Consider the following 22890-nt stretch of genomic DNA (forward strand, 5'->3'; position numbering starts at 1 on the left):
ATGAATATCGGCAGTTATTCAGACCTTCCCTTAGGGATAGCAGTCTCTGTTTGTAAGCCATATGCGGAAGTTCAATAAAATTGCTAACCAATATTACTTGAGAACTGCACTGGAACTGGTAGCTAGTGTGCCAGATTAGCGGGCATCTTTAATATTAGACTATCCGTATATTAGATACTGGGTGCAAGAATGGCGATCAGTCAGCACTCGCGAGCGATTCTTAGGGGGAGTAGAGTTATCGAGAAGAAACAAAGCAATATCAATAATAAGTCAGATTAAAATCTTGACGAAACAAGGATAAAGATATGAAAAAACCACTCTTATTGAAAAAATGTGCAGTCTACAGTGTTCTAAGTGTTGGTATCTCCATGATGGGCAGCGTTCAAGCAAGTCTGCTCGAAGATGTGAAATCCCGCGACACACTGCGCTGTGGTGTCAGCAGCGATAAGGCAGGTTTCTCTCATCTAACAGATGACGGTGAATGGGGTGGGATGGATGTCGATCTCTGTCGCAGCGTGGCCGCAGCGGTACTCGGTGATGCCAGTAAGGTCGATTTCGTGATCACTACGGCGAAAAACCGATTTACTGCACTCGCCTCAGGAGAGGTGGATGTGCTGGCTCGCGCTACTACCTGGACAGCTTCGCGTGACGCCAACCTCGGGGTTGATTTCACAACACCTTGGTTTTATGACGGCCAAGGTGTAATGACGCATGCCGACTTCGGTGTTAGCACTATCGAAGAGCTCGATGGGGCTGTCTTCTGCCTTTCTCCCGGCACTACCTCCGAGCAAAATCTTGAGGATTACTTTGGTCGTCGCGACATGAGTTATAGCTCTGTGGTGATCGAGAAGAGCACTGAATTGTATAACGCCTTTCAGCATGGCCGCTGTGATGCCATCACCAACGATATGAGTGGCCTTGCGTCAAGGCGAACACAGTTTGCTGATCCAGATGCCTTTACCCTTCTACCCGAAACCATCTCAAAGGAGCCTTTGGGTGCTTATGTCCCTCAGGGTGATGCTCAATGGCGCGATATTGTTACCTGGACAGCCTTCGCATTGATGAATGCTGAAGAGCTCGACGTGACGTCAGAGAATGTCGAAGAAATGCGCAATAATTCTGACAACCCCAACGTTGCGCGGCTGCTTGGCAGCGATGGTCATATTGGAGAGAAGTTCGGGCTGGATGATGCATGGGCATACCAGGCCATCAAACAGGTCGGGAACTATGAAGAGATCTTCAATCGCAATGTCGGTCCCGATACTCCACTGAATTTCGAGCGCGGGCTTAATCGTCTGTGGAGCGATGATGGCATCCTCTACGCTGCTCCCGTTCGATAACTCTGTGCCTACTTAGTAGGCATTGACTGACTGGGGCGTTCGAACAATAAGGCTATCAGGCCGCCCTTGTCTTGCCTCTCATGTCTCAACTGCTATTTCGTCATCACACGGCCTAATAACAGGTAACACTTATGTGGACCAAGATTGTTCATAACGCCCGCGTACTCAGCGCATTACAGCAGTGTATTGTGTTAGCCGTTGTTGCTGTTGCTTTCTATGTGCTGATCACTAATGCCAGTGCGAATATTGATGCTTTAGGCATCGCCTCGGGATTCGGTTTTCTTCAAGAGCGGGCTGGCTATGCGATTAGCTTCCAACTGATTGACTATAGCCCGAATGATACCTATTTGCGTGCTTATGCAGTAGGGCTTCTCAACACATTACTTGTTTCAGTATTGAGTATTGTTTTCGCGACGATTATTGGTGTCTTCCTTGGTGTATGCCGCGTTTCTGAAAATTGGCTGCTTGGGCGTCTTAGTCACCTAGCAGTTGAGTTCCTCAGAAACGTGCCACTCATTGTGCATTTGATTTGGTGGTACGGGCTTATGCTGGCCCTCCCTAATGTTCGCCAAGCGATCTCTTTTCAGGATGGTGCCTTTCTTAGCAACCGTGGGTTGACCGTTGCATGGGCATCCGATGGTTCTTTAGTCGGCTGGGGAGTCGTGTCTATCATCGGAGGCGCTGTCCTCGGTTACGCACTGATTGCACGTTATCGAGCAGGTTTACAATGGAAGGGATTTGGCCCTCCAGTGTGGCCAGCGATATTGGCCGGTGCCATCGCAGTTCCGATACTCGTATACCTCTTTACTGGTAGTTCCTGGCAATGGGATGTGCCGGTTGCGCGAGGTTTTGGCTTTGCAGGTGGGGTCAACTTACCACCCGAGCTACTGGCTCTTTGGTTAGCGCTCTCCTTTTATAGCGCGAGCTATATTGCCGAGATCGTGCGGGGCTCGATTCAGTCTGTTTCACGCGGCCAGTACGAAGCAGCCAGCGCCTTAGGCTTCTCTGAAATGCCTACCATGCTGCGTCTGATCGTACCCCAAGCAATTTACCCAATGGTTCCCCAAGTCACCAGCACCTATCTCAATATCATTAAGAATTCTTCTTTGGGCGTGGTCGTAGGCTACATGGAGTTAGTGTCTGCCACGGGAGGCACAACGCTTAACCAAACTGGCCAGGCGATCGAATGCATTGCCTTAGTGATGGCTACCTACTGCGCTATTAGCCTCATTACATCGCTGCTGATGAATATTTACAACTACCGCATCAGCCTGCGCACCCACGGTTAAGGAGCGATGATGACCGTATCAGCTACACAAAGTCATAGCGGTGTACAAGTACCACCTCACCATCCTTTGGGGCATCAAGTGACTCGATGGATCAAGACGCAACTCTTCCCTACTCCATTTCAGTCTTGTTTGAGCCTGATCACATTGGCGCTATTGGTATGGTTCACTCCGCTCGCACTGGATTGGTTGCTGTTCTCCGCTACCTTTGTTGGCGACAGCAAGGCCGATTGTGTCGGTGGCGGAGCCTGCTGGCTACCAGTGACACAACGTATCGAGCTATTTGTCTATGGGTTTTATCCTGATACCGAAATTTGGCGCGTCAATATCGCGTTCGGTCTAGCAGCGGCAATCTTGCCTTTGCTGTATATCAAGCAAATTGATCGCCGCTGGGTGTTGGGATACCTAATCGTTCTTCCGTTTTTGATGTGGTGGCTTCTAAAGGGTGGTATTGGCCTGCCCGAGGTCTCCTCAACGAAATTTGCAGGGATTCTGGTTACCGTATTTCTTGGCGTAATCGGCATGCTATTCGCTCTGCCGATGGGGATTCTGCTTGCCCTCGGTCGACGCTCTAATAAGCCGGTGATCAAACTACTTTCAGTACTTTATATCGAGCTCGTGCGCTCGGTACCGGTGATCACGCTGCTGTTTATGGCGTCGCTCATGATCCAACTGCTATTCCCCGAAGGGATGACCATCGACATTTTCCTGCGCGTGCTGATCGTGTTGATTATGTTCACTGCGGCCTATATGGCAGAAACCATTCGTGGCGGCCTGCAGGGCATGCCAAGTGGGCAATATGAAGCCGCAAAAGCCCTGGGTTTTTCCTATTGGAAAACGATGGGGCTGATCATTCTGCCGCAGGTCTTACGTAACACCATACCTCCATTGCTTACCCAGTTCATTGGTCTCTTCAAAGAAACCACCCTCGTCGTGGTGGTCGGCGTGCTTGATGTCGTCGGTATCGCGATGAGTACCACAGCAGCTCCTGAATGGCTCGGACTCGAGCATGAGGTCTACCTCTTCCTAGCCTTATTCTTTTTTACGATCTGCTTCACGTTGTCTCGCTACGCGCGACATTTGGAAAAACAAATGGAAAAGAGTCGCTCATGAGTACTGCATCCCAATTCAGCAGCACAGTATCAGCTAACCACGACACTACTGCGATTAGCATCGACAATCTCAACAAGTGGTATGGCGACTTCCACGCGCTAAAAAACATCTCTCTCAAGGTAACCAGTGGCGAGCGTATTGTGGTTTGTGGGCCTTCGGGGTCTGGAAAATCAACGTTGATTCGCTGCGTCAATCAGTTGGAACGGCATCAGCAAGGGTCTCTGACCGTGCTAGGAGAAACGCTGGATGAAAACCGTAAGCGCCTGCAACGGATCCGGCGCAACGTCGGGATGTGTTTTCAGCATTTCAATCTTTTTCCCCACTTGAGCGTACTCAAGAATTGTACGCTGCCTCAAACTGCGAATTTGAGGGTTCCCCAGGCGGAGGCGATTGAGTATGCGCTGTCTCTTCTGGATCGTGTTCAGATGCGAGAGCACGCCAATAAATATCCTGGCCAACTCTCAGGTGGCCAGCAGCAGCGTATCGCTATAGCTCGAGCATTGTGTATGCGGCCAAAAATAATGCTCTTTGACGAACCTACTTCGGCACTAGATCCCGAAATGATTGCTGAAGTACTGGAGGTAATGGTGGATCTTGCCAATGATGGCATGACCATGCTGTGCGTCACTCATGAAATGGGGTTCGCGCGGCGCGTCGCCGACCGTGTTGTCTTTATGGATCAGGGCGAAATCGTTGAAGAAGCTCCACCGCAGCAGTTCTTTGATACCCCTCAGTCAGCCCGTACCAAGCGATTCCTGACACAGATTCTCGACCATGGAGTAACTGCTGCATGAATAAGCCCCCTATCGCCATTGCGATTCACGGTGGCGCCGGTGTGCTAACCCCCGGCTTGTTGTCGCCTCAGGATGAGGACGCGATTCATGAGGCCTTGCGCCAAGCTATTGATGCTGGCCACCGGATACTGGCAGCAGGTGGCACCAGTCTGGATGCAGTTGAGGCCTGTGTCGTGTCGCTAGAAGAGTGTTCCTGGTTCAACGCAGGCAAAGGTGCTGTGTTCACTGCAGACGGCATTCATGAAATGGATGCTGCTATAATGAACGGAGCTGATCGGAGTGCAGGTGCCATTGCGGGTGCTCATTATGTCCGTAATCCGATCCGTGGAGCTCGTGCTGTTATGGAGCACAGTGATCATGTCATGTTGGCTGGAGAAGGCGCCGATCGTTTCTTGCGTGAGCAGAATCAGCCTCAAGTAGCCAATGATTGGTTTGATACCGAGCTACGCCGTCGTCAATGGCAGGGCAACCGCTCTAGCTCAACAGCCCCCAGTCTCGAACCAAGCCACGCTGATCACCATATTGAAGAAACTGCGGTAAATGATAACTCGGGACATAAATTTGGCACCGTAGGGGCTGTTGCTCTTGATAGCCATGGTCATGTCGCAGCCGCCACATCGACCGGCGGCATCACTAATAAACGTTACTCACGTATAGGCGACACGCCGATTATTGGCGCGGGCACTTGGGCAGACGACCGTAGTGCAGCGATATCGGCGACAGGGCACGGTGAATACTTCATGCGTGCTGTAGTAGGGCATGACATAGCCGCCCGCATGCGCTTTGCTGGCCGCGATCTTCATAGGGCCTGTGACGAAGTCGTCCATCAGGAGCTAAAAACGTTAGGAGGACAGGGTGGCGTTATCGCCGTGTCACCGAATGGAAAAACCCAGTTGAGCTTCAATACACCTGGCATGTATCGGGCGTGGAGGGATGATTACGGTCAGCTTCACACTGCGATTTATGCAGAAGACGACCGAGTGCATGGCTAATCGGATATTAAGGGAAAAAGAGGTTGGGAAGCCAATGGCTTCCTACCATCTTGGCTATAATCTGGAACTCAATCAATAAGTGAAGCACCTACGGTGTTCGTTCCTCAGTCCTTTGCTCCGTCATTCTTCTCCAGCAACGATAGACATTGGTTTAAGCGATTATCCGGGCTTCAAAAGCCTCCGGGCTGATCATCTCTGCCGCCGTTGCTTGTTGTAGTCGATTTCCTTCGGTGGTTCATCACCCGCTAACGGCTGCGCCTTTTGATCTGATACATATGGCTGTCAGCACGGCTCAGCAGGGTATCGGCGTCTTCCCCGTCGGCGGGATAGCAGGCCACGCCGATGCTGCAGGATGGCATTTTGACCTCGCCGAATTCAGCGCCTAGTGGCTCGTTCATGACCGTGAGAATCTGTTCCACCTTTTCTGTCACAGCGTGCGCTGACTTGATGTCCGTTAACAGCACCGTGAATTCATCACCGCCCATGCGGGCCACCGTGTCCGTCTCGCGTACACAGCCTTCCAATCGTCTTGCTACCGTGCAGAGCACCCGGTCACCCGCCGCATGTCCATGAATATCGTTGATGCTTTTGAAGTCGTTAATATCCAGAAATAGCAATGCCAGGTTGTTCTGATAGCGATGGGCCATGCTCAGGCCCAAGGTAAGGCGGTCATAGAAGAGCGCTCGGTTGGTCAACTTTGTCAGTGGATCATGGTGGGCGAGGTAGCGTAACTCTTCCTCGGCCTGCATAAGCGCTGTGACGTTGCGCGCTACACCGACCCGCACTTCCTCTGCTTCGTACCAGCGGGCAGACCACAGGATATGCACGATACCGCCGTCTTTGCGGATATAGCGGTTGCGGTAATCAATATGGGGCTTACCGCTCATCACACGAACAATGGAGTCCCGCGTTGCGGCTAAATCGTCAGGGTGCATGTAGTTCGTGATTAGAGTGCCGATCAACTCTTGAGGAAGGTAACCGAGCAGCGACTCACAGGCATCACTCACGAAGACGATCTGGTTGTCTTTATCGACCACGAAGACGGTGTCCAGCATCAGGTGAATCAGTTTGGGGTAAAGGGCTTGCAGGTCAACGGTCATAGACAAGGGATAATCCGGTTAGCGTTCCTCGACTATAGAGCAATCGCGAAGTGGACGATAAAGAATTCTGGAAATTTTGGGGGGAAGGTCACTCCCGTAATGACAAGCGCGTATCGGCCATCGCCAGGGTAGGCTTTGCCCTCCCGGGGCGAGTGCCAACGGACGACATTCAGGGGTTGAAGCTTTAGTTACTAGAGGTTTTATAGTACCGGGAATGAAAAAACTTAACGAGGTTTATATATGGGACATCATCATGATCATCCCCACATTGATCCTGCCTCTGGCGACCGACGTGTCAGTATTTCCATTTGGGCAAATGGCTTATTAACCATCGCCCAGATCGTCGGCGGTATTATGGCGGGCAGCCTCTCGCTGATCGCTGATGCGCTGCATAATTTTTCTGATATGGCGGCGCTTGTTATTGCCTTTGCTGCGCGCAAGATCGCAAGACGGCCCGCCGATGCGCAAATGACCTTCGGCTATGGCCGAATAGAGATAGTGGCAGCACTGATTAACTACACTACGCTCATTCTCGTTGGCCTCTATCTGATTTACGAAGGCGCCATGCGCATGATTGAACCGCCAGAGATCCAGGGTTGGTTGGTCGTTATCATCGGTGGCGTCGCTCTTGTTGTCGATGCCCTCACCGCCATGCTTACTTGGTCAATGCAAAAAGGTAGCGTCAATATTCGCGCCCTTTTTCTGCATAACCTGTCTGATGCGTTCGCCTCCATCGCTGTGATTATCGGCGGTTCATTAATTCTGCTCTACGACATGCGCTGGGTAGACCCTGCGATTACGATAGGTATTGCGCTGTATATCCTTTACCTCGCCTTTTCGGAGATTGGGGGGCCTATCCGCACACTGATGCTGGGCTCTCCCCCAGATATTAACGGTCAACTCGTCATTGAAGCCGTGCGTGGTGTCGAAAGTGTCCACGATATTCATCATGTGCACCTATGGCAGATGCAGGAAAACATGGCCGCCCTTGACTGCCACGTGGTCATTACGGAAGCAGGCTGGCAGCAGCTTGAGGCAATTAAGACAGAGATCAAAGAGCAGTTAAAAACGCGCTTCAACATTGTCCATTCCAGCTTAGAGTTTGAGCATATTGATCACGCACATCAGGATGCCAACCTCTATGGGCATGAGTAATACACGCTCACGCTGGTATACATAGGCAGTCATTTAGCTTGGTTTGTGCAATCAAATCTTGGCCTAATTTGCCAAATAGTCACTGAAATCGAGAGAGAAAAATGTTCAAAAAAGCGACTTTAATGCTTGCGGGTACGTTGATGCTGACAGCTGCCATCGTGGTGGTATTGAAACCTGCACTATTGGACATGCAAGCTGAGGCGGCGAGTGAGGATGCTGGACAGGCCGAGAGCTCCTTGGTGCGTTCACACTCACCGATCCTGGGGCCGCAAGAGGCACCTATAACCATTGTGGAATTTTTCGACCCGGCCTGCGAAGCCTGCCGTGCTTTCTATCCTCTCACCAAAAGTATTCTGGAAACCTATCCTGAGCAAGTGCAGCTAATCGTGCGCTACACACCTTTCCACGGTGAGGTTTCTGATACGGCCATACGCGTGCTGGAAGTCGCTCGACACCAGGACGTATTCGAACCGGTACTCGAAGCTCTGCTCTCTCGTCAGGATCAATGGGCATCTCATGGCCGTTTCGATGAATCAGCTATCTTGGAGATTGCCAGCCAAGCCGGTCTTGACCGAGCTGCCGCTGAGGAGCAACTCAACTCAGCTGAGGTGCAAGCGGTGATTGACCAAGACATGGCAGACGTCAAAACGAATCAGATTCGCCAGACGCCAACCTTTTTTGTCAACGGTGAGCTGCTAGAACCCTTTGGTATGCAGGAGCTGATTGATGTCGTAAAGAGTGAAATCGAGGAGATATCTGAAGAGGAAAAATCCCAATGAATCAGCGCTGGTTGCTGATGGGGCTTATGAGTTTAAGCCCCGCGCTGGTCGAGGGCGGTTGGCGAGAGCACCTATTTTTGGGGTAAACGCGGCCAAATTGACTGCCCAATCGGCGTTGTATTCGCCACAAGACAATAAGGCAAATCATTCAACTTTCATTTTACTGACATCGCCTCGTCACTTAATACCCGCAATCTGCTTAATGTTGGATCGTCTTCCTCCTTACGAAACAACGTCGAAAGAACGATCGAACGGCTTCAGCTTTGGCGTCATAGGCGCATCATTCGAACGACATCTCTCTGGATTAAGGAGCAGTAAAATGGCCGATACTCCCTCAGTAGACAATGCGGGTGGCGGTGCTGATTCCGCAATCGCCGACATGAAAGCAGTGTTCGATCAGGCGATCGAGAAGTCCGCAGAAATCACCAAAGTCACGACAGAGAAGAAAACCGAGCTCGACGCTACCAAGCAGCGTCCGCAAAACTGATGCTCGGAAGTCGCGGGCGGCGTCAGCCGCTCGCGGCCTTGTTGTCGTTTCCTGTCCACGCATTCCTGGACGGTAGAGATTTCAAAACCTCGCCCGGATGAATGCCCCTGTATCGAGACATTCGACGGAAGAGCTCCTCCAAGCTTCGTACGACACGGCGAGTTAAGTATATGACTTTATTCACCTCAGCTTCAGCGTCGGTACGCGAAGCCGTTACGACGCTCAAGGTTATCGCAGGCTTGCATCGTGGTGCCTCCATTACGCTCACTGAGCCGGTCTGCTGTATCGGTAGCGACGATTCTACTGATGTCATGCTCGGCGATCCGGGCACTGCACCACACCATATTGTGTTGAGATTCTATGGTCGTTATATCGCTATCGAGGCGCTTGGTGGCGACATCACCATTAATGGTCGTAGTGTCAGCCAGGGCACTGGTTTGCGCTGTGAATTGCCAGCGAAGCTCCATTTCAACGACGTGGCACTCGAGCTTTCACGCCCCCCAGCGCCTGCCATATTCCCTGGGCTGCCGACAGTTCCTGTGCGTTGGCGTAAGTGGCTAAATCGCAGTGCCACGCTTGCCGCACTAGTCGTAACGCTGGGAGTACTGGCTTTCTATGAGTTCATCGATGTCAACCAAGCCGACGCCAACATTGGCTATCATCCAGTCACGGCAACGCTCGATGAGCAGCCCCTGGTGAACACTGGCCAGAACACATCCCAATTGATGGCCGATGCTCGTCCGAGTCCGGTTCAAGCATTGCGCCAGCAACTGGCGGATGCCGGGCTCGCATCGCTTGAGGTCACCGACAGTGGTGACTATATCAGCGTCTCCGGTCACTACGACCCCGACCAGGTGGGCGCTTGGAATGCCACACAGCGTTGGTTCGACCAACATTACGGCAGCCATAATGTATTGCTGAATGAAGTCAAACAGCGCGAGGCCCCGGTTCGACCCGACCTGCAGTTGCAGGCCGTATGGTTAGGCAAGAACCCGTACGTGATCGACGCTCGTGGACAGCGCCTCTATCCAGGCGCGTCGCTGTCGTCTGGCTGGGTTATTTCCGCTATCGAAACGGATCGAGTGCTGTTGAGCCGTGGCGATGACCAGTTCGCCCTGACACTATAATCCGGCGTATATCGCTATGAAGATCACTGATCGTCTTGTTCCAAGGGATCGTTATCACGTCGCTGGCATTGATCCCGTCAAGCCTAGCGTCGTTGAGAAACCGCCGCAGCAGGACGATACGTTCACACACGCTGCCAGCGAAGCCCGGCAACGTGGCTCAAACCGCCCGGCGTGGACTGAGCGCCTCGAAGCACTCGCACGCCCGGAGGCCATTGATCCTGCCAGCTACGCTAACCTTCGCAGCATCGAGCTGCTCCAACACGTAGCTGACAACGTTCTACCTTCGCTGGACGCCGATGATGAGATCATGGCGTTGGCGAAGGAGGTGATCGGTGAAGAGATTGATTGGCGCCAGGCATGGGAAGGGCGGATGAGTGAAGCAAGCGCGCTGCCGCTGGACAACATCGCCGATCAGGAGAGCGTGCCATGAGCGATACCGCTGATCGCGATGCCGTCGACCTACTGCATTTGATGGGACACCTCTATCTCAAAAGTGGTCAGGTACAGCGCGGGTTGATATTGCTGCTTATCGCGACACGCATGGCACCGAATCACACCGGCGTGCTGCAGGCGCTGTGCCAGGGGTTCCTTGCCAGCGGCAACGGTCAGCGTGCGCTCAATGTGCTCGACCGGCTCGAGGCCGCCGGTGAACAGGATGACGCCATGCAATTCTTGCGTAGCCGCGCCCACTGGATTAACGGCGAACGTGATACCGCTCGTCGCCTATGGCGAGAGTATCTCGAGCGGCGGCGTCACCCGGAATCCCGGCAGGGAGAGCCCGTTACATGAATAAGCTCCTCGGCCGTCTCAATACCCTGGCTCGTCAGGCGTCCCAGCGCAGTGACGTGATCATCGCCGTTTTCATGGTGCTTGCAGTAGTGATGATGATCATCCCGCTGCCGACGGCAATGGTCGACACCCTGATTGGTATCAATATCGGTTTCAGCCTTCTGATTCTAGTGGTGGCGTTCTATATCTCGCATCCGGTGGAATTCTCCTCGCTGCCGCCGATCATTCTGCTTGCCACACTGTTCCGGTTGGCGCTGTCGATCTCTACTACCCGACTGATTCTACTAGAGGGTGACGCCGGCCAGATCGTTTCCGCCTTTGGCAATTTCGTTATCGCCGGCGAAGTGGTCATCGGCATGGTGGTCTTCCTGATCATTACGGTGGCCCAGTTTCTGGTGATTACCAAGGGCTCGGAGCGCGTAGCGGAAGTGGCGGCGCGTTTTACTCTTGATGCCATGCCCGGCAAGCAGATGAGCATCGACAACGACATGAGAAACGGCGACATCGAACCCGCTGAAGCCCGTCGCAGACGCTCGCTGCTGGAGAGCGAGAGCCAGCTCTACGGTGCCATGGATGGGGCGATGAAGTTTGTTAAGGGCGATGCCATTGCTGGTTTGGTGATTCTGTTCGTCAATCTTATCGGTGGGCTGTCGATCGGCATGCTCAAGCACGACATGCCCTTCGGCACGGCGGTGGAAACCTATTCGCTGTTGACCGTCGGCGACGGCCTGATCGCACTGATCCCTGCATTACTGATTTCGGTTGGCGCGGGTACCGTGGTGACCCGCGTTAGCTCCGATAACGCCAGCGATTTGGGCAGTGAGATTGTCGGCCAGCTTGGCAGCAACGCCAAGGCACTTGGTTTGACGTCGGCGGTGCTGTTCTGCGCGGCCTTCGTACCGGGTTTCCCATCGACCGTCTTTCTGACGTTGTCAGCACTGCTGGGCTTAGCTGCCTTTTTCCTGCATCGCCGTCGCCAGACGGCTGATGCCGATACTGTGCAATCGACAGAGGCCGAGGTTATCACAGCGCCCCTCGCCACTGAGACCGACGCCGTGAACGAGGCAGCACCGCCCGATACCGCCGATGACGACCCACGCCAGTACCGCGTTATGCTCTGCCTGGCTGCGGGGCTTGTGGATAAGTTATCACTCGACAGGCTGCGTGAAAGTGTTCAGGCCACCCGCGAAGGCGTTGAACGCGATTTGGGAATCGCCATTCCACAGGTCGGACTACGCCTGGAACCCGCCTTCAGCGACCAGCGCTTCGCCATTGAGCTGGATGAAGTGCCGGTGCTCAACGGTGAACTACCAGACTCTTCAGTACTGCTCGACGACGATGCCGATGTTTTGGAATTGCTTGAGTTGACCGCCTTCACGCAACCAGCGCTCGTTGGCCGCGGCAGTTGGCAATGGCTTCCTGATGAGGCGACTTCAGAGCTGACGGAAGCCGGGATTCGCTATCGCACGCTGGATCAGGTGCTGGAGCGCTGTCTTGAGCGCACTCTAACGCGTTACGCCGGCGAGTTCGTTGGGATTCAAGAGGCGCGTGCCCTGCTTTACAAGCTGGAAACACACTATGCCGAGCTGGTGACCGAGGCCGTTCGCGTGGTATCGCTACAGAAAATTGCCGATATTTTACGTCGCCTGGTCAGTGAGGGCGTTCCGGTACGCGCAATGCGCACTATTCTCGAAGCCATAGTGACCTGGGGGCCGCAAGAGTCGAGCAGCGCTCGGCTGAGCGACCGGATACGCATTGCCATGGCGCGGCAGATCAGTCACCGCCATGCCCGCAGCGACCGGGTTCTGCCTGCCTGGATCGCGACCCGGCCATTGGAAGAGGCCCTGCGTACCGCCCAGCGAAATAGTGAGAACCAGCCCGTCCGTAGCGGCATGCCGGCACCGCTTTCGCGGGCCTTGAACGGCTGGTTCCAGCAGCAGCTTGAGGTGCTCGATAGCGACCTTCAGCCAGTGGTAGTAGCGGCAAGCGACGTGCGTGCCGCGCTGCAGCAGTGGCTAAAGCAGCACGATATCGATCTTCCGGTCATGGCCTGGCAGGAGATCGCACCGGAATTCAGCCTGCAAGCAATTGCTCAGATACGCCTGCCCAAACCGGTTCCACGCCGGGAAACGGAAACAACCGCCAAGTTGTAACACGCTTGCGAAACAATGGCGCCGTGCGTCGATGATTCAGCACCCATGCAAATCGCTACAACAGGGATGAAGAACAACCGTGATCAGCATAAAACCCGCCGATAGAAACCCTCCCCAGGCTGTCCGGAATTCGACGCTTTGGGTATGGGCGTTACTGCTGTGGTTCGCGGTAATTACTGCCAGCGCTGATGTTTCCGTGGACGCTTCCGGAGGTGCGATGACGCTGGAGACCGGGCAGGGGCGTATCCTGCGCTTCGACCAGGACGTTGCGTCGGTGTTCGTCGCTAACCCTGAAGTTGCCGATGTGCAGGTGGTTTCTTCCGGCGTCATCTATCTCTTCGGCAAACAGGCCGGTGACACCAACCTTATCGCGCTGGGGGCCGACGAGCAGAGCCAAGCCTCGTTGCGGCTGCAGATTCGCGACGATAGTGCGTTGGCTTCTCAGGCGCTACGGGATATCGACGGTGACAGCCAGATCCACTTGCGTATGGCGGGCAACCAACTGGTGGCCGAGGGCAGCAGCCCCACGGTCGAGAGCGCCATGGCCACGCAATCGACCCTTGATGCCCAGGCGCCGGCCGGCGGTAGCATCAATCGCTCGACTTACGACGGCGCCACTCAGATCAACATTCGGGTGCGCTTCGCCGAAGTCGCCCGGGATGAACTGCTCAGCTATGGAATCAGTTGGAATACGCTGATCAACAACGGCTCGTTCTCTTTCGGTGTGCTCACCAGCAATATCGCCCCCAGTCCCATCGGTGGGGGTACCGATAGCATCGACGGTTTACTCCAGGCGCTACAGCAGAACAATCTGCTGCAGATCCTCGCCGAACCCAACATCACCACCGTCTCAGGGCAGACGGCGAGCTTCCTTGCTGGCGGCGAGATTCCTATACCGGTACCGGTTAACAGCGAACTGGTGGGTATCGAGTACAAACAGTTCGGTGTCTCGCTGCTGAGCACGCCAACGCTACTGCCTAACGGCCGCATCTCGATGGAAGTCCGCCCCGAAGTCAGCAGCATTGCCAGCGATAGTGTCCGTATTGGTGGCTATGACGTTCCGTCGCTTCAAGTTCGGCGCGCCGATACCGTAGTCGAGGTGGGTAGCGGGCAGACCTTTGCTATCGCCGGCCTGTTTCAACGCCAGGCGAGCAACCAGATCGAACGAATCCCGCTCCTCGGTGATATGCCGATTCTGGGCAATCTATTTCGATCACGACGTTTTCAGCGTAACGAGACCGAGCTGGTCATCCTGATCACCCCCTATCTGGTGGCGCCATCCTCCGCGCCGGTACCCAGAATGCCGCTGGATCGGGCACAGGTCAGCCGTAATCCCCAACTCGAAGATGACCCATTCGGATTCTATCTGCAATGAGTAGAGGCAACGTTTGCATGTCGCAGCTATTTACCTATTGGACGCGTACGGCTTCACGCCTTGGGCTCTGTTTGGTGGCGTTGCTGCTGGCCGGCTGCCAGTCCTCGATGGGGCCGATGGGCTGGGATACCGGGTACCGTCAAGTGACGACTGCCGCGGCGACTAACGCCCCCCATGAAGCAACGATCATGCCGCGTCTCTGCCAGGCTGGGCCTGACGATGCAGAGCGAGTCGGGCTGCCACCCGGCTGCGCCAACGACTTCAATCTGCAGCAGATGATCGTTGAGCCACAAGATTTGGTAAGGGGAAGAGCAATGGGGCCCGCCATGGGCGCGCCGGTAGCAGATGCCGCGAATGAGTATCTAAACGGCCGCGAACGTGCCAACCAGCGTCGTTCGCTATTGGAGCAGGAAGCGCGCAATGCCATGGGCACCAACGCCACTACCAGTGATCTGTGACGGTATTAGTTAGAGGCTGATGCCAACCCGAGTGCCCGGGCGCGAGCGGCGGCATCGGGCAGCGTTGCTATGTGCTCGGCACTGGCTATCAGGGAAAGGCGGTTGGCCGCTGATAGGTCGGGGATATCGACTTGCTGTGCCTCATCGCTACGCCCGGCCAGTACCAGCACAAGAATCAGGTTGCGGAAATGGCGTTCCTCTGCCAGCGGGGAGTCCGTAATGCGCTGCATGTTCGCGATGGCCTGGGTATTTTCGCCGGCTAACGCTTCAGCTAGCGCCAGGTTGGCCTGAGCGTCGAGATCACGCGGCTCGAGCGCTACGGCGTTAGCAAACGCACTGGCCGCTCGGGCGGGCTGACCGGCCAGCGCTTGGGCGGCGCCAAGACGGCTCCAGGCTGCCACGCTGTCCAATTCGGGCGCCGCCAGGGAAAGGTTGCGCAGGGCGCTTTCCGGTTGACCTAGGCGCAGTTGGGCCGTCCCGAGGCCGAGTAATGCTGGCGCGAAGTGGATGTCTTCGGCAAGCGCGGCACGAAACGCCTCAGCGGCTGCCTGGGGCTCGCCACTGGCAAGCAGTGCATTGCCCAGGTGAACCTGAATATCTGCGGAGGGGCCGTTCTGCTCCAGGGCGCGCTCGTACATCGCGGCGGCGGTCGCATGGTCGCCTTGCTGATCGACATCTTTGGCCAAGTTTAGCAGGCGACCTTCATCGATCTCGACAGGCGTCGCAGCGCAGGCTGACAGTAGCAGGCTCAGTATCAGGCTTGGCCCGGCGACGAACGCAGGTCGGCTCATGCTGGGCAAAAACGTACAAAATTCCTTCATCCGTGACTCAGTCCAGAGGGTTAGGAAATGAAAATCAGTGTACCGGAGAAACCAGGCTTGGGGCAGCAGGGATATGGATGAAGCGTGATGCGTGTTTACCCCAGAAGGGCAAAAACTCAAAAAGACAGATTGCCCGTCACTCAACTGTCATCGGGGGGTGGGTAGGATGATGGCAGATAGGTGGAAGCACCCCTGGCTGGACCATCTTGTGATGCTGGTGCTCGGTTGTTGTTTGCCAGACAGCCCCACGCTGGCCGCCGAGGCGCCTTGGGCGGATCGTGAATATCGCTACATTGTGATTGAACAAAGCGTGCGTGATGTGTTGCAGGAGTTTGGTCGCAACCTGTCCCTGCCCGTTGAGGTCAGCGACGCGGTGGATGGTGAGGTGCGTGGTGATATCCGCGCCAGCACCGCTGGCGAGTTCCTCGAACAGGTCTGCGAATCCAATGGCCTGGGATGGTTTTACGATGGCTACGTACTGCATGTCGCCGCCCGACAGGAGCTGAGCCGCCGGAGGTTTGAACTCACGGATGTCGATGTACCACGCCTGCGCGCGGAGATTACCCAGGCACAGGTCGGCAAGCCGTTGAGCGCAATGATTAATGCAGAGCACGACAGTCTTGAAGTGATGGGGCCACCCGCCTGGATAGCGGACATAGCCCAACGGGTCGACGCGTTGCGCCAGCCGAGTGCGCCGTCGATCCCCGCTGAAGTTAAGGTCTTTCGAGGCAGTGTGGCCCAGCCGCCTGGCTCGTGAGTGAGCAAGCGATGAAACCCACAGGAGGCAGTCCATGGCTATCGATCCCGTCAGCAGTAGTAACCCGGCAACAGAGTCACTCCCCGATTCCCAGGCCTTCGACGACGCCGTCGATAACGCGAAGCTGCAGGAAACAATGGTCGAGGGAATGGTCAAGGTCGGCGGGCAGATGATTCTGATGCCGATGATGAACAATATTCTCAAGGAAGCACAGTCCGACGAGTAATGACGAGGGCGCGACCCCAACCGCGGTGTTCGCGCCTTTCTCATTCTATGCGACGGGCTCTGTTCTGTAAGGAACTATTGCGACGAGGTGAATGATGACTCCCGTGACACCACCGGGCAGCGGTGCGCTCACCCCGACACCCATGCCAGAGGTTAGCGCCAATACGTTGGCATCGCAGAATCTTTTCGAACATATGACACAGCAAGCCGGTTCATCTTTGTCGGGGGCCAGCCCCAGTGAGCTGGGCTCAAGTCTGCTCAACAACCTTGATGGCTTTATTGACCGAGTCAATAACTTCGCTCAGCAGGCTAAGACTCCCGATGTGCAAACACCTGATCGTTTAGCTCAGGTGATGCCCCAGAGCGTGCCCGACGCTGGCGACACGCCACCCGCCTTGGGGGATGACAAGCTGGCGCAAGTCGTCGAATCGCTGGGGCGTGTTTTTGATCACTCCATCGAAACCACCATGATCGTTCGCGGCGCCACTCAGGTTTCGGGGTCGGCGAATACCTTGCTAAAAGGCCAATGACACTTGCACTTTAATAAACAATTCGACGGCAAGCAGCAAGTGTCACAACGCAGGTGGCGTAACGCCCTGCGGGGCATGGTGTTTCTGGTAATGGCGCTGCTGCTTCAGGCCTGCGACACCGATCTCTACACTAACCTCGACGAGCGCGAGGCGAATATCATCGTGGCAACGCTGGCCCGCAACGGCATACCTGCCGCACGTCAGGCACAGGACGAAGGCCAAATGACCGTCACGGTCAGTGAGGAGCGCTTCGCCGAGGCGGTAGAGATACTCGATCGTGCTGGGCTGCCGGAACAGAAATTCGCCAACATGGGGGATATCTTTCAGGGCAATGGGCTGGTGTCGTCTCCCGTGCAGGAACGCGCTCAGATGATCTTTGCGTTGAGTCAGGAGCTCTCGCACACCGTGTCTCAGATCGACGGCGTACTCTCGGCGCGGGTTCATGTTGTGCTGCCGGACAATGATTTGCTACAGCAGAACAGTACGCCGTCTTCGGCTTCGGTCTTCGTTCGCTACATTCCATCGCTTGAGATCGCCCCACTGATTCCACAGATCAAGACGCTGGTAGCCAATGGTATTGCTGGCCTCTCCTACGACAAGGTCTCGGTGGTGCCTGTTGTCTCTGCTATTCCCGAGGAAATGGACACGCTGCCGCAGCCGATGATGGGCTCATTTCTGGGTGTCGCGATGCCAGCGTCCAGCGTTTCCCGTATCGGCTGGATCATCGGTCTGCTGAGCGTTGCGGTGATCGGGCTTGCCGGTGCGGTGTGTTGGTTGGTCTGGCGTCAGCGTCGCCAGCGTCCCTATTCATTGACGACAGCGCCATGAATAGTGCCTCTAAACGCGCTAGCGAATCGACCGCACCGGTCTCTGGTATCGAGACGGATATCGAGCCTGCTATCGAACCACCGGTACGAGTTGCTCTCGACCACTGGGTTGACTGCCTGGACGGCATTGCCGCCGACGCGATGCTGCGCCGTTGGTGCACTCAGCCGCGCTTTCGCCAGCGCTTGCTTGCCCGCCTGCAGCGCCGTCATCAACTCACCTCTATCGCGGAACAGCCGCTAATGGATGCCGCCGACCAGGCGCTATGTCAGCTGGACAGCGATGATTTTACCGCCTGCGCCCGTGCCGCTGGAGTGATCATTCACGCCAATGCCTTTGTGCGCGAAATTCATGCGCCGCGAGTTGCGGCACTCAAACAGTGTTTCGGCGCTGAGCTCTATTCCCTGGCGCTTACCCATCGTGACCACGCCAGTACCGAAGCCTGCGCTGAGGATGATCTCGACGCGCTGGAGGCCGCTGTCGAGCACGATGGTCGACGCTGCTTGGAGCGATGGTGGCAAGCGCAAACGGTGGCGTTGCGTGCCTGGCTACGGCTGGGGTGGGCTGGCCAGTTTGAGGAGCCTGAAACGATCGCAGCAGATACCGCAGCTGTTGATATTGCCCGCTTGGCCGCTACACACGGCCTCTTCCAAGCCGACGATAAAGAGCGAGCAGGGATATGAATTCACTGCCACCACGCCCCGGGAAGATCATCCTGCGCGCAGAGGAGGCCAACGCTTGGGTCGATGGCTACGCTTTTCTCGAGCGGGCGCGTCAGCGAGCCGATGATAAAGAGGCCTTCATTCGTCGCGCCCGCGAAGAGGGCCATGCCGAAGGCTTTGAAGCCGGTCGCCGCGATGGTGAAGCCCGCGCCGCTGAGCTACTGGCCAGCACCCAGCGTGACGTCAAACGTTATCTCGACGGGCTCGGCCCCGAGCTGGCCGAACTGTCGCTGACTCTGATACGGCGTATTCTCGGCGAGTTCGACGATGTAGAACTCATCACTCGCTGCGTACGCCATGCCCTGAGCGAGTGGCGCCATGAACACCTTATCCGTATTCGTGTTGCACCGCCGCTAGAGGCGCGAGTCGCCGAGTCTCTCGCCGCGTATTCGCCTGCGACGGCCGACTATCAGGTCGAGGCCGACGCTCAATTGGCGCCAGGTCAGTGTTTGCTGGTGAGCCCCATCGCGGTTATGGACATCGGCCTGGAAGCGCAGCTCGAGGCACTGCGGCGTGCCTTGCGGGATGATTGGGAGGGTGCATGAGCGCGAATGCGTTCGGGGATCTGCTGCCGCGGCTCGGCGAACGTTTTGCCCTAGCCCAAACTCGCCCCGTCAATGGCCGGGTACGCCGCATTCGCGGTTTGTTGGTTTACGCTAGCCTCGAAGGTGCTGGCATTGGCGAGCTTTGCTACCTGCGCGATCCCGTCAGCGGTCGCCGTGTCGCCGCGGAGGTGATCGGCTTCGAAGAGGAGAACGTCGTGCTCTCGCCGATTGGCGAGCTCCAGGGACTGTCGACCCGCAGTGAAGTAATTGCCACTGGCGGTGCCCAGGGTGTGGCCGTGGGCGATGCTCTGCTCGGTCGCGTCATCAGCCCGCTCGGCGACTGGCTTGATGGTCGCACTGCACCAGCGCCCGGCTCGCTGCGCCATTACCCTGTTCATGCCGAGCCCCCCGCGCCGCTGTCCCGCCAGTTGATCGAGCAACCGCTGGCACTCGGGGTGCGTGCTATCGATGGCCTCAATACCGTTGCCCGCGGCCAGCGCGTCGGGTTATTTGGCGAAGCCGGCGTCGGTAAGTCATCGCTACTTTCGGCCATCGTCCGTGGCAGTAGTGCAGAGATCGTGGTACTGGGGCTGGTGGGCGAGCGCGGCCGGGAAGTCCGCGAGTTGCTTGATGTGCAGCTGGGTGCCGACGCGCGCCAGCGCACGGTATGCGTCGTGTCCACGTCTGATCGACCGGCGATCGAGCGCGCCCGTGCTGCCATGGTGGCGACCAGCGTGGCGGAGTATTTCCGTGATCAGGGGCGCGATGTGCTGTTGTTGGTCGACAGTCTTACCCGCTTCGCCCGCGCCCAGCGCGAGATCGGACTGGCTGCCGGTGAACCGCCGACGCGTCGTGGTTACCCGCCTTCACTGTTTGCGGCGCTGCCCCGTTTACTCGAACGCGCCGGGCCCGGTGGCGCGTCGGGAGGCACCATTACGGCAATCTATACGGTATTGACCGAGGGCGATGGCATGCTGGATCCGGTGGCCGAGGAGGCCCGGGCCATTCTTGACGGTCACATCGTTCTTAGCGCCGATCTCGCCCGCCGTGACCACTTTCCAGCCATTAATATCCTCGCCAGCCGCAGCCGCTTGATGGAAAACGTTGCCAACGCTGAGCATCGCCGTGATGCCGGCAAAATGCGTGAGTTGATGGCGCGTTATCGCGATGTCGAGCTGCTACTGCAAGTGGGCGAGTACCGGGAAGGTAGCGACGCCGCCACGGATGAGGCGATTCATAAACGTGCTGAGATCGAGGCGTTCCTACGCCAATCCCGCGATGACCACAGCACCTTTGAAGACACCTTGAAACAGTTAAGGGAGGCCGTCCAATGACATCGCAACGTCAGCTTGACCGGCTGATGCAGCTTCGGTGCCAGCGTACGCGTCTCGCCGAGGAAGCCCTGGCAGCAGCGCAGCGCCACTGTCGGGAGTTCGAGGTTCACTGCCAGACGCTCGGGCAGGCCCTGGAGCAGCACCAACACCAAGCAGTTCAGCGTGAGCAGGCGCTGTTCGAACAGGGTGAACAACGACCGCTGAACGCCGAGGAACTAGCTGGTTGGCAGCAAACACTTGCCGACGATGCCGCCCACCATGCGGTATTGCTTGAGCAGCATGAAAGCAGCACCCAGTCCCTTCGGGCCGCTGAGCGAGAGCGCGAATACCGCGCTACGGAATGGGCGCACCGGTTACGCGCCCAGCGTGCGCTGGAGCAACTCCAGACTTGTCAGGGGCAGGTGCGGGCGGTCAAGGCCGAGCATCTGGCCGAACGGGAAATGGAAGAGAGCCGGATCGGTCGGGTAGGTGAGGTGTGACTGCCGCGCCGCTGTCCGCGTTGACCCTGTCGCATCATGGTGCCGACACGCTAACCCTGCATAACGCACTGCATCGGTCTCGCCAGCCGCTGACTTTCGGCTGGCATGGGCGTTCTGCCAGCTTGTACCTGATGCCGGAAGCGACGGATGTCACCGCTGAGATGACCGTCGCGGTATGCCTCGGCGACGAGCACCTCACCTTGAGCGCCAGTTGGCGCACATTCGACCATCTCAGTGAGCACCCTGATCGCAGACGTTCTATGGAGGATGTCGATGCGGAGTTGGCCGCGATGTGGCTGGAGGCGGTGTGGTTGGCGTGGCTTGAACCGCTGGAGGCGACCCTGGGTGTCGATATTCGTGTGCAGCCCGCCGACCTGCAAGAGTCACCGGCAAACCCGATCCACATCACCCTGGCCTTCGAGCTCGACGGTGACGTTCAACCGCTGCGTATGGGGCTCTCGGCCACTACCGCCAAACACTTGCTGCCCCTGTTTGATCGCTATTTCCCCACGCAGCCCGCGATGGCGAGCAGCGTCATGGTGCTGCTGAGACTAATGGCCGGAGCCCAGACATTGACCCTGGGGGAGTGGCGCAGCCTTCGCCCAGGCGATGTGGTTATGCTCGAGTCATTCGCCACTAGCGACGATCCCAATGGCGCAACGTTGAACGTTGGCGACCAGTTTAGCGTCAGCGTCAGCTTAAGCGCCGATAGCGTGTGCCTTAAAGGCCCGCTGACCTCTCTTACCTCTTCCCAAGCGTCGAACCCACCATTCGAGAACCTCATGAGCGAACCCCCCGTGGATAACCCAAACCTGGATGATCTGCCCGTCCGCCTGACTTGTGAAATGGGCAAACTGGAGATGTCGCTCGGCGAGCTGCGCGCGTTGGGCGAAGGCAGCGTACTGCCGATGCAGCGTCGACCTGAGCAGGCGGTTGACCTAATCGTCAACGGCCGCTGCATGGGGCATGGCCGCCTGGTGATGATCGGTGACAGCATCGGGGTGCAGATCGAGAGGCTCGCGCTCGATGAAGGACACGCCGGGGATGAGTGAATTTCAGCCCAATTTGATCGCCATCATTATCGTCGTTGCGACCATCGGCCTGGTGCCATTGGCGGTGGTGACCATGACGGGCTTTCTCAAAATTGCCGTGGTGCTGTTCTTGATCCGTAACGCCCTCGGCGTGCAGCAGACGCCGCCTAACCTGGTGCTCTATGGCATTGCCTTGATTCTTACCGTCTACATCACCACGCCGCTGGTCGGCGATATGCTTCATCAGTTCGAGCAGCGACCCGCAGGGATGGGCAGTGTCGAGGAGATCAAACAAACCGGCGAGGCGCTGCGTGGGCCCTTGCAGGATTACCTTTCTCGCTATGCCAGCGAACGCGAGCGGGCTTTTTTCATTGATGCGACCCGTACGCTATGGTCGGAGGAAGCCCGCAGCGACCTTCAGGACGACGACTTAGTGGTGCTTATTCCTGCCTTCGTGAGCTCGGAGTTGACCCGTGCTTTCGAGATCGGTTTTTTGCTCTATATCCCGTTTCTGGTGATCGACTTGATCGTCTCCAATGTGCTGATGGCAATGGGCATGATGATGGTCTCACCCACGTTAATATCAACTCCTCTCAAGATATTTCTGTTCGTTGCCGTGGACGGCTGGTCACGGCTAATGCACGGCTTGATTCTTAGCTATGGTGGAGGCTGA

26 protein-coding genes are annotated in these 22890 nt (G+C 56.5%); 24 read left to right on the top strand and 2 right to left on the bottom strand.

What is annotated here, in order from left to right:
• The first annotated feature begins 305 nt into the window (after nucleotides 1-305).
• The 5 genes from K7H09_RS20820 to K7H09_RS20840 all read left to right on the top strand — a co-directional run bounded on the left by K7H09_RS20820 (nucleotide 306) and on the right by K7H09_RS20840 (nucleotide 5525).
• Nucleotides 306-1340, top strand: a complete 1035-nt coding sequence (locus K7H09_RS20820; protein WP_009286732.1) for an amino acid ABC transporter substrate-binding protein — start codon at nucleotides 306-308, stop codon at nucleotides 1338-1340.
• Between the two features lie 131 nt (nucleotides 1341-1471).
• Complete coding sequence (locus tag K7H09_RS20825) at nucleotides 1472-2629, top strand: amino acid ABC transporter permease (RefSeq protein WP_141440449.1); 1158 nt, start codon at nucleotides 1472-1474, stop codon at nucleotides 2627-2629.
• Between the two features lie 9 nt (nucleotides 2630-2638).
• Nucleotides 2639-3739, top strand: coding sequence for an amino acid ABC transporter permease (locus K7H09_RS20830; protein ID WP_223828073.1), 1101 nt, complete (start codon nucleotides 2639-2641; stop codon nucleotides 3737-3739).
• Nucleotides 3736-4533 carry an amino acid ABC transporter ATP-binding protein gene (locus K7H09_RS20835; protein WP_027958391.1) on the top strand — a complete coding sequence of 266 codons (798 nt, stop codon included), beginning with the start codon at nucleotides 3736-3738 and terminating at the stop codon, nucleotides 4531-4533. Before K7H09_RS20830 ends, K7H09_RS20835 begins: the two co-directional genes overlap by 4 nt.
• Nucleotides 4530-5525 carry an isoaspartyl peptidase/L-asparaginase family protein gene (locus tag K7H09_RS20840; RefSeq protein ID WP_138800722.1) on the top strand — a complete coding sequence of 332 codons (996 nt, stop codon included), beginning with the start codon at nucleotides 4530-4532 and terminating at the stop codon, nucleotides 5523-5525. Before K7H09_RS20835 ends, K7H09_RS20840 begins: the two co-directional genes overlap by 4 nt.
• A gap of 245 nt (nucleotides 5526-5770) precedes the next feature.
• On the opposite strand, the gene K7H09_RS20845 is transcribed toward K7H09_RS20840, so the two are convergent.
• Nucleotides 5771-6625: a sensor domain-containing diguanylate cyclase gene (locus K7H09_RS20845; RefSeq protein WP_027958389.1), complete on the bottom strand. Its 855-nt coding sequence runs from the start codon at nucleotides 6623-6625 to the stop codon at nucleotides 5771-5773.
• Nucleotides 6626-6865: 240 nt separating this feature from the next.
• Between K7H09_RS20845 and K7H09_RS20850 the strand changes: the two genes are divergently transcribed.
• The 9 genes from K7H09_RS20850 (at nucleotide 6866) to K7H09_RS20890 (ending at nucleotide 14948) form a co-directional block, all read left to right on the top strand.
• The gene (locus K7H09_RS20850) at nucleotides 6866-7780 is read left to right on the top strand and encodes a cation diffusion facilitator family transporter (RefSeq protein ID WP_009286094.1); all 915 of its coding nucleotides are present in this window, start codon (nucleotides 6866-6868) and stop codon (nucleotides 7778-7780) included.
• 101 nt (nucleotides 7781-7881) lie between these two features.
• Nucleotides 7882-8559: a DsbA family protein gene (locus tag K7H09_RS20855; RefSeq protein WP_230805838.1), complete on the top strand. Its 678-nt coding sequence runs from the start codon at nucleotides 7882-7884 to the stop codon at nucleotides 8557-8559.
• A gap of 319 nt (nucleotides 8560-8878) precedes the next feature.
• Nucleotides 8879-9046 carry a hypothetical protein gene (locus K7H09_RS20860; protein ID WP_162836275.1) on the top strand — a complete coding sequence of 56 codons (168 nt, stop codon included), beginning with the start codon at nucleotides 8879-8881 and terminating at the stop codon, nucleotides 9044-9046.
• Nucleotides 9047-9216: 170 nt separating this feature from the next.
• A complete protein-coding gene (locus K7H09_RS20865; RefSeq protein ID WP_230805840.1) occupies nucleotides 9217-10173 on the top strand; it encodes a SctD/MshK family protein in 957 nt (318 codons plus the stop codon).
• Between the two features lie 16 nt (nucleotides 10174-10189).
• Complete coding sequence (locus K7H09_RS20870) at nucleotides 10190-10603, top strand: hypothetical protein (RefSeq protein WP_027958386.1); 414 nt, start codon at nucleotides 10190-10192, stop codon at nucleotides 10601-10603.
• Nucleotides 10600-10962 (top strand): tetratricopeptide repeat protein, encoded by a 363-nt coding sequence (locus tag K7H09_RS20875; RefSeq protein WP_230805842.1) that lies wholly within the window; start codon nucleotides 10600-10602, stop codon nucleotides 10960-10962. The genes K7H09_RS20870 and K7H09_RS20875 overlap by 4 nt, the downstream gene beginning before the upstream one ends.
• The gene (gene sctV, locus K7H09_RS20880) at nucleotides 10959-13115 is read left to right on the top strand and encodes a type III secretion system export apparatus subunit SctV (protein ID WP_230805844.1); all 2157 of its coding nucleotides are present in this window, start codon (nucleotides 10959-10961) and stop codon (nucleotides 13113-13115) included. Before K7H09_RS20875 ends, sctV begins: the two co-directional genes overlap by 4 nt.
• 79 nt (nucleotides 13116-13194) lie before the next feature.
• A complete protein-coding gene (locus K7H09_RS20885) occupies nucleotides 13195-14490 on the top strand; it encodes a type II and III secretion system protein family protein (RefSeq protein ID WP_230805846.1) in 1296 nt (431 codons plus the stop codon).
• Nucleotides 14491-14507: 17 nt separating this feature from the next.
• The gene (locus K7H09_RS20890; RefSeq protein WP_051051799.1) at nucleotides 14508-14948 is read left to right on the top strand and encodes a hypothetical protein; all 441 of its coding nucleotides are present in this window, start codon (nucleotides 14508-14510) and stop codon (nucleotides 14946-14948) included.
• Nucleotides 14949-14953: 5 nt separating this feature from the next.
• Here K7H09_RS20890 and K7H09_RS20895 read toward each other — a convergent pair whose 3' ends face one another.
• Nucleotides 14954-15769, bottom strand: coding sequence for a tetratricopeptide repeat protein (locus K7H09_RS20895; RefSeq protein ID WP_230805848.1), 816 nt, complete (start codon nucleotides 15767-15769; stop codon nucleotides 14954-14956).
• Between the two features lie 166 nt (nucleotides 15770-15935).
• Here K7H09_RS20895 and K7H09_RS20900 point away from each other — a divergent pair, with 166 nt between their 5' ends.
• The 10 genes from K7H09_RS20900 to sctR all read left to right on the top strand — a co-directional run bounded on the left by K7H09_RS20900 (nucleotide 15936) and on the right by sctR (nucleotide 22890).
• Nucleotides 15936-16526: a hypothetical protein gene (locus K7H09_RS20900; protein ID WP_230805850.1), complete on the top strand. Its 591-nt coding sequence runs from the start codon at nucleotides 15936-15938 to the stop codon at nucleotides 16524-16526.
• 34 nt (nucleotides 16527-16560) lie between these two features.
• Nucleotides 16561-16752 (top strand): hypothetical protein, encoded by a 192-nt coding sequence (locus K7H09_RS20905; RefSeq protein WP_035537911.1) that lies wholly within the window; start codon nucleotides 16561-16563, stop codon nucleotides 16750-16752.
• Nucleotides 16753-16843: 91 nt separating this feature from the next.
• Complete coding sequence (locus tag K7H09_RS20910) at nucleotides 16844-17281, top strand: hypothetical protein (protein WP_230805852.1); 438 nt, start codon at nucleotides 16844-16846, stop codon at nucleotides 17279-17281.
• Between the two features lie 3 nt (nucleotides 17282-17284).
• Nucleotides 17285-18109, top strand: coding sequence for a type III secretion system inner membrane ring lipoprotein SctJ (gene sctJ / locus K7H09_RS20915; protein ID WP_081742567.1), 825 nt, complete (start codon nucleotides 17285-17287; stop codon nucleotides 18107-18109).
• Nucleotides 18106-18789, top strand: a complete 684-nt coding sequence (locus K7H09_RS20920) for a hypothetical protein (RefSeq protein WP_138800715.1) — start codon at nucleotides 18106-18108, stop codon at nucleotides 18787-18789. The genes sctJ and K7H09_RS20920 overlap by 4 nt, the downstream gene beginning before the upstream one ends.
• Complete coding sequence (gene sctL / locus K7H09_RS20925) at nucleotides 18786-19373, top strand: type III secretion system stator protein SctL (protein ID WP_138800714.1); 588 nt, start codon at nucleotides 18786-18788, stop codon at nucleotides 19371-19373. Before K7H09_RS20920 ends, sctL begins: the two co-directional genes overlap by 4 nt.
• Nucleotides 19370-20707 (top strand): FliI/YscN family ATPase, encoded by a 1338-nt coding sequence (locus K7H09_RS20930; protein WP_230805854.1) that lies wholly within the window; start codon nucleotides 19370-19372, stop codon nucleotides 20705-20707. The genes sctL and K7H09_RS20930 overlap by 4 nt, the downstream gene beginning before the upstream one ends.
• Nucleotides 20704-21186 (top strand): hypothetical protein, encoded by a 483-nt coding sequence (locus K7H09_RS20935; RefSeq protein ID WP_230805856.1) that lies wholly within the window; start codon nucleotides 20704-20706, stop codon nucleotides 21184-21186. Before K7H09_RS20930 ends, K7H09_RS20935 begins: the two co-directional genes overlap by 4 nt.
• Nucleotides 21183-22238 (top strand): type III secretion system cytoplasmic ring protein SctQ, encoded by a 1056-nt coding sequence (gene sctQ / locus K7H09_RS20940; protein WP_230805858.1) that lies wholly within the window; start codon nucleotides 21183-21185, stop codon nucleotides 22236-22238. The genes K7H09_RS20935 and sctQ overlap by 4 nt, the downstream gene beginning before the upstream one ends.
• Complete coding sequence (gene sctR, locus K7H09_RS20945; RefSeq protein ID WP_041159087.1) at nucleotides 22231-22890, top strand: type III secretion system export apparatus subunit SctR; 660 nt, start codon at nucleotides 22231-22233, stop codon at nucleotides 22888-22890. The genes sctQ and sctR overlap by 8 nt, the downstream gene beginning before the upstream one ends.

This window comes from Halomonas sp. IOP_14 (genome assembly GCF_021021315.1).
Lineage (GTDB): Bacteria > Pseudomonadota > Gammaproteobacteria > Pseudomonadales > Halomonadaceae > Vreelandella > Vreelandella titanicae.

Excerpts from the sequence above, each read along its gene's own strand:
- K7H09_RS20905 (WP_035537911.1), top strand. The coding sequence starts at position 16,561 with ATGGCTATCGATCCCGTCAGCAGTAGTAACCCGGCAACAGAGTCACTC.
- K7H09_RS20910 (WP_230805852.1), top strand. The coding sequence starts at position 16,844 with ATGATGACTCCCGTGACACCACCGGGCAGCGGTGCGCTCACCCCGACA.
- K7H09_RS20825 (WP_141440449.1), top strand. The coding sequence starts at position 1,472 with ATGTGGACCAAGATTGTTCATAACGCCCGCGTACTCAGCGCATTACAG.
- K7H09_RS20820 (WP_009286732.1), top strand. The coding sequence starts at position 306 with ATGAAAAAACCACTCTTATTGAAAAAATGTGCAGTCTACAGTGTTCTA.
- sctV (WP_230805844.1), top strand. The coding sequence starts at position 10,959 with ATGAATAAGCTCCTCGGCCGTCTCAATACCCTGGCTCGTCAGGCGTCC.
- sctR (WP_041159087.1), top strand. The coding sequence starts at position 22,231 with ATGAGTGAATTTCAGCCCAATTTGATCGCCATCATTATCGTCGTTGCG.
- sctL (WP_138800714.1), top strand. The coding sequence starts at position 18,786 with ATGAATTCACTGCCACCACGCCCCGGGAAGATCATCCTGCGCGCAGAG.
- K7H09_RS20935 (WP_230805856.1), top strand. The coding sequence starts at position 20,704 with ATGACATCGCAACGTCAGCTTGACCGGCTGATGCAGCTTCGGTGCCAG.
- K7H09_RS20900 (WP_230805850.1), top strand. The coding sequence starts at position 15,936 with ATGATGGCAGATAGGTGGAAGCACCCCTGGCTGGACCATCTTGTGATG.
- K7H09_RS20830 (WP_223828073.1), top strand. The coding sequence starts at position 2,639 with ATGACCGTATCAGCTACACAAAGTCATAGCGGTGTACAAGTACCACCT.
- K7H09_RS20870 (WP_027958386.1), top strand. The coding sequence starts at position 10,190 with ATGAAGATCACTGATCGTCTTGTTCCAAGGGATCGTTATCACGTCGCT.
- K7H09_RS20930 (WP_230805854.1), top strand. The coding sequence starts at position 19,370 with ATGAGCGCGAATGCGTTCGGGGATCTGCTGCCGCGGCTCGGCGAACGT.
- K7H09_RS20895 (WP_230805848.1), bottom strand. The coding sequence starts at position 15,769 with ATGAAGGAATTTTGTACGTTTTTGCCCAGCATGAGCCGACCTGCGTTC.
- K7H09_RS20850 (WP_009286094.1), top strand. The coding sequence starts at position 6,866 with ATGGGACATCATCATGATCATCCCCACATTGATCCTGCCTCTGGCGAC.
- K7H09_RS20840 (WP_138800722.1), top strand. The coding sequence starts at position 4,530 with ATGAATAAGCCCCCTATCGCCATTGCGATTCACGGTGGCGCCGGTGTG.
- K7H09_RS20855 (WP_230805838.1), top strand. The coding sequence starts at position 7,882 with ATGTTCAAAAAAGCGACTTTAATGCTTGCGGGTACGTTGATGCTGACA.
- K7H09_RS20845 (WP_027958389.1), bottom strand. The coding sequence starts at position 6,625 with ATGACCGTTGACCTGCAAGCCCTTTACCCCAAACTGATTCACCTGATG.
- K7H09_RS20890 (WP_051051799.1), top strand. The coding sequence starts at position 14,508 with ATGTCGCAGCTATTTACCTATTGGACGCGTACGGCTTCACGCCTTGGG.
- K7H09_RS20835 (WP_027958391.1), top strand. The coding sequence starts at position 3,736 with ATGAGTACTGCATCCCAATTCAGCAGCACAGTATCAGCTAACCACGAC.
- K7H09_RS20875 (WP_230805842.1), top strand. The coding sequence starts at position 10,600 with ATGAGCGATACCGCTGATCGCGATGCCGTCGACCTACTGCATTTGATG.
- K7H09_RS20920 (WP_138800715.1), top strand. The coding sequence starts at position 18,106 with ATGAATAGTGCCTCTAAACGCGCTAGCGAATCGACCGCACCGGTCTCT.
- K7H09_RS20860 (WP_162836275.1), top strand. The coding sequence starts at position 8,879 with ATGGCCGATACTCCCTCAGTAGACAATGCGGGTGGCGGTGCTGATTCC.
- K7H09_RS20865 (WP_230805840.1), top strand. The coding sequence starts at position 9,217 with ATGACTTTATTCACCTCAGCTTCAGCGTCGGTACGCGAAGCCGTTACG.